This is a genomic window from Amycolatopsis silviterrae (assembly GCF_042684085.1).
GTDB classification, from domain to species: Bacteria; Actinomycetota; Actinomycetes; order Mycobacteriales; family Pseudonocardiaceae; genus Amycolatopsis; species Amycolatopsis silviterrae.
The window spans coordinates 287678-296695 of the sequence record NZ_JBHUKS010000014.1 but is presented as its reverse complement, the minus strand read 5'-3'; the positions used below and the strand labels follow the sequence as shown (position 1 = coordinate 296695).

The window sequence follows — 9018 nt, the reverse complement described above, 5'->3', positions numbered from 1 at the left end:
CCACGCAACCACGGCCCCCAACGCACCGGGGTAGGGCTATCCCCCACCCAACCAACCGGGCCACCCCGATAGCCACAAACCCCCCACAACGGCAAACTCAACAACGTGACCACCCCGCAGCCACCCCACCGCGCCCCAACGCGCCCAATGGTCCTGCGGAACGCAGCCGCCCCCCTCCGCCGCCTCTGGCCGGCCACCCCCCGCCAGTCCCTCTCCGAAACCGCCTGGCTGGCCCTGACCGGCCTACTCCCCCTGATCTCCGTAATCCTCCTCCTAATCGGAACAGCCCTAGGCCTAGCCCTAACCCCCGTCCTCCTAGGCGTCCTGATCCTCACCGGCGTCCTCCGCGGAGCCAGACTCTTCGGCGGAGCACACCGCCGCCTAGCCGGCACCCTCCTCTCCCTCCCCCTCCCGCCCCCGCCCAGAACCGACCTCGACCCCGGCCTCTGGAACTGGCTCACCGCCCGCCTGGGCGACCGCACCGCCTGGCGCTCCGTCGCCTACCTCCTGATCCGCCTCCCCTTCGGCCTGGTCGCGATGATCGGCTCCGGCGCACTCGGCTTCTACGGCCTGGCCTCCTTCAGCTACCCCTTCACCTGGACCCTGGAGTCCAGGCCCCGGCACGGCCTCCCGGTCTTCAACATCGAAAGCGACCACTGGCTGGGCACCCTCGGCTGGTGTGCCTCCGGTGCCGTTGTCCTCGCCCTCTGGCCCGCCGTCGTGCACCTGCTCACCGGCGTAGACCGCCTCCTCCTCCGCACCCTGGTCGCCGACCCAGGCCTCCGCGAACGCATCCGTTTCCTCGAAGAAACCCGCGCCACCGCGCTGGACGAGGCAGCCGAACAACTCCGCCGCATCGAACGCGACCTCCACGACGGCGCCCAAGCCCAACTGGTCGCCATGGCCATGAAACTGGGCCTGGCAAAGGAAGAACTAGCCGCCGACACCGTCAACCTCGACCAAATCCGCACCCTCGTCGACACCGCCCACAGCAACGCCAAACAGGCCCTGGTCGAACTGCGCGACCTGGCCCGCGGCATCCACCCGGCGGCACTGGACAAGGGCCTGAGCCTCGCACTGTCCACATTGGCCAGCTCAGCCGGTTTCACGGCGTCCGTCGCGGTAGAACTGAGCCGCCGCCCGCCACCGTCGCTGGAAACGATCGTCTACTTCGCGGCCGCCGAACTCATGACCAACGCGTCGAAACACGGCGCGGGACGATGCACCGTCCTGGTCGAAGACCGCGAAGACCGGCTGCGGCTCACCGTCATCGACCACGGCAACGGCGGCGCCGCGATCATCCCCGGCGGAGGGCTGGCCGGAATCGCCGAGCGGCTGCGCCCGGCCGACGGCGAGCTGACCGTGTCGAGTCCGGACGGCGGTCCGACCGTCGTCACCGCCACGCTCCCGCTGCACCGCTAAACTCGGTGGAATGAGGGGGAAACCGTGCGGATCGTGATCGCGGAAGACTCGGCAATCCTGCGTCAGGGCCTGGTCGAACTGCTGGGCTTGCGCGGCCACGAGGTAGTCGCGGCGGTGAAGGACGCCGACGACCTCCGGGTGGCAGTGCGCGAGCACCAGCCCGACGTGTCCATTGTGGACATCCGGATGCCGCCGACGCACACCGACGAAGGCCTGCGCGCGGCGATCGACCTGCGCGCCGAGAAGCCAGGCTGTGCGATCCTCGTCTTCTCGCAGTACGTCGAAACCAACTACGCCAAGCAACTCCTCGCCGGAGAAGCGGGCGCGGTCGGCTACCTGCTGAAGGACCGCGTCGCCGAGGTGTCGGATTTCCTCACCGCGCTGGAACGCGTCGCCGCCGGGGAGACGGTGCTCGATCCGGAAGTGGTCCGCCAGCTGTTCGCGACGACCGGGCACGCCGGTCCGCTCGCCGAGCTGACGCCGCGCGAACGCGAGATCCTCGGGCTGATGGCGCAGGGCCGGTCGAACTCGGCGATCGCGGCGGAGGCGTTCCTCTCGGCCGGTTCGGTGGAGAAGTACGTGACGAGCATTTTCGGCAAGCTGGGCCTGCCGCCGTCGGACGGGCACAACCGGCGCGTCCTCGCCGTGCTCCGCTATCTCGATTCCTGACGCCTACCCTGGCGGTATGTACTCCACCGAGATCGAGGTGCACACCGGCGGCACCGCCGTCGTGCACAACCTGACCCGGGAGGCGGAGAGGTTCCTGCGCGACGCCGACGCCACCGACGGGCTCCTGCACGTGTGGGTGCCGCACGCGACGGCCGGGCTCGCGGTGCTGGAGACCGGCGCTGGCAGCGACGACGACCTCCTCGCCGCGCTCGACGACCTGCTCCCCCGCGACAACCGCTGGCGCCACCAGCACGGCACCGGCGGACACGGCCGCGACCACGTGCTTCCGGCGTTCCTGCCGCCATACGCGACCGTGCCGGTGCTCGGCGGCGTGCTGCTGCTCGGCACGTGGCAGTCGGTGTGCCTGGTGGACACCAACGTCGACAATCCGGTCCGCCGGGTCCGCTTCAGCTACCTCACCGGCTGATCCCGACGTAGCATCGCGGACGTGACAGCCATTCGCGCGCACCGGCTGGTGCTCTGGGACATCGACCACACGCTCGTCGACTACACCGGGCTCGGGATCGGCTGGTACGGCTCGGCGCTCGCCGCGGCGACCGGGGCGGAGTTCCGCACGCACCCGGATTTCGGCGGCCGCACCGAACGCGCGATCACCGCCGACGTCCTCGCGCTGCACGGGATCGAGCCGGACGAGGAAACCATCCAGCGGATGTGGCGGGAGCTGATCGCGGCCGTCGATCGCGCCAGGGACACCTTGGCCGAGTCGGGCCGGGCGCTCGACGGAGCCGCGGCCGTGCTCGCCGATCTCGCGGGCACCGACGGGATCGTGCAGAGCCTCATCACCGGCAACCTTCCGGAGATCTCGCGGCACAAGCTCGCCGCGCTCGGGCTGGACGAGCATCTCGATCTGGACATCGGCGGCTACGGCTCGCTTTCGGCCCGCCGGTCGGATCTCGTTCCGCACGCGGTCAAAGCCGCGGAAACGAAGCACGGCACGGAATTTCCCGCGGAATCCGTAGTGATTCTCGGCGACACTCCGCATGACATCGAGGCCGCGCTCGATTACGGCGCGGTGGCGATCGGCGTTGCCACCGGCCGGTTTTCCGCCGAGCAATTGACCGACGCCGGCGCGCACCTCGTTTTGCCGGACCTCGCCGACCTTCCCGCGGTCCGCGCGGCGGTGCTCGGGCAACCCTGAGGCGAGCGACCGGGATCACTCGTTCGGGCGGCATTCGGCGTCAACCCCTGTTCCGGGTCGGAACCGCTTCAGGACCGTCGAGTACCACCCTGTTCGCGCTGGTCAGAGCGGCGTTGGTAGCCGAAGGTCAGTCTTGGGGCCAGGGTCGGGTCCCCCTGGGGTAGCAGTCCCTTAGGGGGAGAAGTAGGTCCGACGGCCGATGACCGCTTAAGATCCCCGCGCCAGACTTCCCCCATGACGATCGCACAGGGGGGAACCGGCCTCGCGGCCGGAAGGGCACGCGGACGGCTAGCGGTGCTGGTGCACCGGATCCCGTTCACGACGACCGTCGTGCTCGCGATCATGATCGTGGGGATCGCGACCGGCTCGCTCTGGCACGCCGCCGAGCACCAGCACGCTTTCCACTACTACGCCTACGGCCTTCCGTCGCTCGAGCACGGCCGCTGGTGGACGCTGTTCACCGGGCCGTTCTACGCCCTGCGCCCGTGGTTCTACCTGCCGATGGCGGGCAGTTTCGCACTGATGGCCGGATTCGCCGAATGGCATCTCGGCACCCGGCGCGCGATGGCGGTGACCATCGGCGGGCAATTGGTGTCGACCGTCGTCGCGGTGCAATTCCTCGAACTCTCCCGCAATTCCGGCTGGGCCTGGGCCGACCGGATCTCCGGCACGCTCGACGTCGGCTTCTCCGGCGGCGCGCTAGCGGCGATCGCGATCACCAGCGCGACCCTGCGCACGCCGTGGCGGTTGCGGCTGCGCGCCGCGCTCTGCGTGTACGCCGGAGTAGCGATCGTTTATGTCGGCACGCTCGCCGATCTCGTGCACTTCTTCGCGCTCGTCCTCGCGCTTCCGCTGGGCAGGCGGCTGGCCGGGCCCGCCGCGCGCAACGCCAACAAGCCCTCGCTGCGCGAATGGCGGCTGCTCGCGTCCGCCGGGCTGGTGCTGCTGGTCGTCGCCGAAGTGGTGATGTGGCTGGTCCCCGGCGACGGCCCGTTCGGCTCGTCCGACTCGATCTCCTTGTCCGGCAACGAACTTCTCCCGCTGTGCATCGTCGCGGTGCCGATCCTCAACGGGCTGCGCCGCGGTTCGCGGTTCGCCTGGCGGTGCGCGATCGCGCTGTGCGTGCTCGCCGCGTCGCAGATGGCGGTGCTGGCCGGGGTCGTCGCGGTCACGCAGCTCGTCCGCGAGGACTACGACCTCAGCGGGCCTCCGCTGTTCATTGTGGACAATCTCTTGTGGACAGTGGAGCTGGTGCTGCTGATCTCCGCGCGGCGCGCGTTCCGGGTGCCGTCGCGGCGCAGGCGGCGCAAGCTGTTCCGCGGCGGGCCGGACCCGGCCTTCGCGCGGCTTCTGCTGGGCCGCAACGGCGGCAGCACCATCTCGTGGATGACGACCTGGCCGCAGAACACCTACTTCGTCGCCTCCGACGGCGCGTCGTACCTGGCGTATCAGCGGCACGCGGGCGTCGCGGTGGCGCTCGGCGATCCGGTCGCGCCGGACGGGACCAGCAACCAGACGCTGCGGGAATTCTCCGCCATGTGCGAGAACACCGGGCTCGTGCCGTGCGTGTTCTCGGCGACCGCGGCGACCGTCGCGCAGACCAGGGAACTGGGCTGGCAGCACGTGCAGGTCGCCGAGGACACGTTGGTGGACCTGGAAAACCTGGAGTTCCGCGGCAAGGCCTGGCAGGACGTGCGGACCGCGCTCAACCGCGCGAAGAAGGACGGGATCGAGTTCCGGCTGGTGCGGCTGGCCGAGCAGCCGTGGTCGATCCGGGAACAGGTGCGGGCGCTGTCCGAGGAATGGATCGGCGACAAGGGCCTGCCGGAGATGGGCTTCACGCTCGGTGGCGTGGACCAGGCGATGGACCCGGCGACGCGGGTCGGTCTCGCGGTCGACGCGGACGGCACGGTGCACGGCGTGACGTCGTGGCTGCCGGTGCACACCGGCGACGGCGAGGTCGGCGGCTGGACACTCGACGTGATGCGCCGCCGCGCGGGCGGATTCCGGCCGGTGATGGAATTCCTGATCGCCTCGACGTGCCTGGCGTTCCGCGAGGAGGGCGCGAAGTTCGTGTCGCTCTCCGGCGCGCCGCTGGTCCGCAGCAACGACAGCACGCCGCGGCAGATGGTCGACCGGATGCTGGACGCGCTGGGCTCGATGATGGAGCCGTACTACGGATTCCGTTCCCTGCACGCGTTCAAGGCGAAGTTCCAGCCGCGGCACGAGCCGTTGTACCTCGCTTACCGCGACGAGGCCGATCTCCCGCGGATCGGGATCGCACTGGGCCGGGCGTATCTGCCGAACGCCGGGCTGATGGACTTCGCGAAGCTGGCGCTGCGCCGTCAGCGCGTGGTCGGCGGCGGCGTGGTCGTGGACCGGTCGGCGGCCGGGACGCCGCGGTAGCTGTGCAGGATCCGGACGAGGTCGTCCCGGGACGCTGAACCCGGGCGGCCTTGTTCGGAATACGCGACCAGCACGGCCGATTTTTCGCCCGTCCCGAGCGCGAGCGCACCGGTCAGCACGCTCTGCGGCTTGCACGGCGCGTTTCCGCTCGGCGTCACTTCGGCGACCACGAGCGTGCCCTCGCGGGCCTGGCCCCCGAACTTGACCTCAGCCTTCTCCGGTGCCCCAGGCGTCACCTTCGCGGCCGGAGCGCCTTCGCCGGTGTACGCGCTGACGCCCAGATCGGTGACGGCCTTACGGGCGGCTTCGGCGGCGTCACTGGTCTTCTCGGTGGTGAAACCGGCACCGCCGACCTGGCCGACCGGGTCCTCCTTGCAGCTGCCCTTGCCGAGGAACGCGCTGGTGGAAAGGTTGATCCCGGGAGATCCGGCAGCCGGGTCCCAGCCGTGCAGGGTGCCCGGGGCCGGTTCCCACGACGGCGGCACGTCGTACGCGTAGCTGCCGTCCTTGCCCGCCACCGACTGCCATCCGGCGACCACCGGCGGCACGACGACCCTCGGTTCCGGCTGATAGGTGCGCGGCGCACGCGGAGTGTCGTCGGTGCTGGCGGAACGGTGGTCTTTGGCGGAGAAGACGTTGTAGCCGAACACCCCGATCAGGATGACGATCGGAACTGCCTTGACGAGGCGGAGATTGACCTTGCGGGGCGACCCCTGCTTGAGCTGTGCCGGGGTGAGCTTCTGCCGCATCGGGTCCGGCTGCGGCTCTGGTGCTGGTTCGGACGGCTCCGGCGCCGGGTCGGCTTTCCCGTACCCGGCGCTCGGAAACCGAGGCGCGTCGGAGGGTTCGTACCCGCCGAAGCCGCTCAGCGCGGCGTTGTCCTGGTACCCGCCGCTGTCGTCGCGGCGTTTCCGCCCGAACCAGCCCACGGGCTTCAGCCGCGGACGAGCTTCGCGAGGTGGTCGACGACCGAGTCGACAGCGATCTCTTCGCGTTCGCCGGTGCGCCGGTCCTTGACCTCGACCAGCCCGTTGGCGAGGCCGCGGCCGACGACGAGGATCGTCGGGACGCCGACCAGCTCCGCGTCGGCGAACTTCACGCCCGGGGTGGCCTTGCGGTCGTCGAGGATGATTTCGAGACCCGCGGCGTCGAGTTCGGCGGCCAGCTTCTCCGCGCCCTCGCGCACCGTCTCGTCCTTGCCCGCGATGACCACGTGCACGTCGAACGGCGAAACCTCGCGCGGCCAGACGAGGCCCTGCTCGTCGTGGTTCTGCTCGGCGAGCACCGCGACCAGCCGCGAGACGCCGACGCCGTAGGAGCCCATGGTGATGCGGACCGGCTTGGAGTCCGGGCCGAGCGCGTCGACCTCGAAGGCGTCGGTGTACTTGCGGCCGAGCTGGAAGATGTGCCCGATCTCGATGCCGCGCGCGGCGACGAGCGTGCCGTGGCCGTCCGGCGAAGCGTCGCCCTCGCGGACCTCGGCGGCCTCGATGGTGCCGTCCGGGGTGAAATCGCGGCCGGCGACCAAGTCGAGCACGTGGTGGTCGCGCTGGTCGGCACCGGTCAGCCAAGCCGTTCCCTCGACCACGCGCGGGTCGACGAGGTAGCGGACCCCGTTCTCCTGCAACGCCTTCGGGCCGATGTAGCCCTTGACGAGGAAGGGGTTCTTGGCGAAGTCGGCCTCTTCGAGCAGTTCCACCTCAGCGGGTTCGAGCGCCGCTTCGAGACGCTTGAAGTCCACCTCGCGGTCGCCCGGGACGCCGATGCCGAGCAGCTGCCATTCCTTCGCACCCGGCTGACGCGTCTTGACCAGGACGTTCTTCAGCGTGTCCGCCGCGGTGAACTCGCGGCCGAGCCCGGCGGCGTTGAAGAACGCGACGAGGGTTTCGATGGTCGGTGTGTCCGGGGTGTGGTGGACCTGCGCCTCGGGCAGACCGTCGAGCGACCGTGCGGCGGGCGCCGGCGTGACCACGGCTTCGACGTTCGCCGCGTAGCCCGATTCGGTGCTGCGGACGAAAGTGTCCTCGCCGTTCTCCGCGACCGCGAGGAACTCCTCGGACGCGGACCCGCCCATCGCGCCGGACGTGGCGGCCACGATGACGTACTCGATGCCCAGGCGGTCGAACAGCTTGACGTAGGCGTCGCGGTGCTTCTGGTACGAGGTGGCGAGGCCGTCGTCGTCGAGGTCGAAGGAGTAGGAGTCCTTCATGACGAACTCGCGGCCGCGCAGGATGCCCGCGCGGGGGCGCGCCTCGTCGCGGTACTTGGTCTGGATTTGGTACAGCGTGACCGGGAAGTCCTTGTAGGAGCTGTACTCCCCCTTCACGGTGAGCGCGAACAGCTCCTCGTGCGTCGGGCCGAGGAGGTAGTCGGCTCCCTTGCGGTCCTGGAGGCGGAAGAGGGTGTCGCCGTACTCGGTCCAGCGGTTGGTGACCTCGTAGGGCTCGCGGGGCAGCAGCGCGGGGAACTGGATCTCCTGCGCGCCGATCGCGTTCATCTCCTCGCGCACGGTCTCCTCGACCCGGCGCAGCACGCGCAGCCCGAGCGGCAGCCACGAGTAACCACCCGGGGCGACCCGGCGGACGTAGCCGGCGCGTACCAGCAGCCGATGGCTGGGTACCTCGGCGTCCGCCGGGTCCTCGCGCAGCGTGCGGAGGAACAACGACGACATCCTGGTGATCACTGGGGACTCCCTGCACTGGGCCTTTAGGCGTTTCGCACAGAGTAGTCAACCCCCTGGCCGCGACGCATGCGGGTTATCGGCGGGCGCGGTTTTTGTCGGTGGTGGCGGTTAGCGTGCGGGCATGGGTTTGGAGATGGGCATGATCACCATTGACTGCGCCGACCCGCAGCGGCTGGCGGAGTTCTGGAAGGCCGCGCTGGAGGTCGAGGTGCTCGGCGACTACGGAGAGTTCGTGATGCTGGCCGGCTCGGCTTCGGGCGGGCCGAGGCTCGGGCTGCAGCGGGTGCTGGAGGCGCGGGCCGGGAAGAACCGGGTGCACGTGGACTTCAGCGCGGCGGACCGGGAAGCGGAGGTCCGGCGGCTCGTCGGGCTGGGCGCGGCGGAGCGGGGACGGCACGCGCAGGCGGGGTTGGAGTGGACGGTGCTGGCGGATCCGGAGGGGAACGTGTTTTGCGTGGCTGGGGAGGGGGCGCATTGAGCGGTGTGTGAGGGGCGGTTCGGCGGCGCATTGAGCGGTGCGTCAGGGAGGTTCGGCGGCGCATTGAGCGGTGCGTGAGGGGCGGTACGGCGATGCATTGAGCGGTGCGTGCGGGTGGCTCGGCTTCGGGCTGGTGCCGCCGGTGCTGGGCGGCCCGCTGTCTGGGCTGGGGTGGATGGTCCTGGCGTGTCCGGAACGTCT

Annotated in this window: 8 protein-coding genes; 6 read left to right on the top strand and 2 right to left on the bottom strand. The window is 70.1% G+C overall.

Annotated features, from left to right (window positions below):
• Positions 1–147: 147 nt before the first annotated feature.
• From ACFSVL_RS20510 to ACFSVL_RS20490, 5 genes are all read left to right on the top strand, one after another.
• Positions 148–1422, top strand: a complete 1275-nt coding sequence (locus tag ACFSVL_RS20510) for a sensor histidine kinase (RefSeq protein ID WP_378306430.1) — start codon at positions 148–150, stop codon at positions 1420–1422.
• A 24-nt stretch (positions 1423–1446) separates the two neighbouring features.
• Positions 1447–2091 (top strand): response regulator transcription factor, encoded by a 645-nt coding sequence (locus ACFSVL_RS20505; protein ID WP_378306428.1) that lies wholly within the window; start codon positions 1447–1449, stop codon positions 2089–2091.
• Positions 2092–2107: 16 nt separating this feature from the next.
• A complete protein-coding gene (locus ACFSVL_RS20500) occupies positions 2108–2518 on the top strand; it encodes a YjbQ family protein (protein WP_378306426.1) in 411 nt (136 codons plus the stop codon).
• Positions 2519–2548: 30 nt separating this feature from the next.
• Positions 2549–3250 carry an HAD family hydrolase gene (locus ACFSVL_RS20495; protein WP_378306504.1) on the top strand — a complete coding sequence of 234 codons (702 nt, stop codon included), beginning with the start codon at positions 2549–2551 and terminating at the stop codon, positions 3248–3250.
• Positions 3251–3484: 234 nt separating this feature from the next.
• Positions 3485–5656, top strand: a complete 2172-nt coding sequence (locus tag ACFSVL_RS20490) for a bifunctional lysylphosphatidylglycerol flippase/synthetase MprF (protein WP_378306424.1) — start codon at positions 3485–3487, stop codon at positions 5654–5656.
• Here the strand turns inward: ACFSVL_RS20490 and ACFSVL_RS20485 are convergent.
• Together ACFSVL_RS20485 and ACFSVL_RS20480 are read right to left on the bottom strand one after the other, a co-directional pair.
• Positions 5596–6585, bottom strand: coding sequence for a hypothetical protein (locus ACFSVL_RS20485; protein WP_378306422.1), 990 nt, complete (start codon positions 6583–6585; stop codon positions 5596–5598). The two genes, ACFSVL_RS20490 and ACFSVL_RS20485, sit on opposite strands and share 61 nt — an antisense overlap.
• Positions 6586–6590: 5 nt before the next feature.
• Positions 6591–8339, bottom strand: a complete 1749-nt coding sequence (locus ACFSVL_RS20480) for a proline--tRNA ligase (RefSeq protein WP_378306420.1) — start codon at positions 8337–8339, stop codon at positions 6591–6593.
• 121 nt (positions 8340–8460) lie between these two features.
• Here ACFSVL_RS20480 and ACFSVL_RS20475 point away from each other — a divergent pair, with 121 nt between their 5' ends.
• A complete protein-coding gene (locus tag ACFSVL_RS20475; RefSeq protein ID WP_378306419.1) occupies positions 8461–8817 on the top strand; it encodes a VOC family protein in 357 nt (118 codons plus the stop codon).
• The last annotated feature ends 201 nt before the right edge of the window (positions 8818–9018 follow it).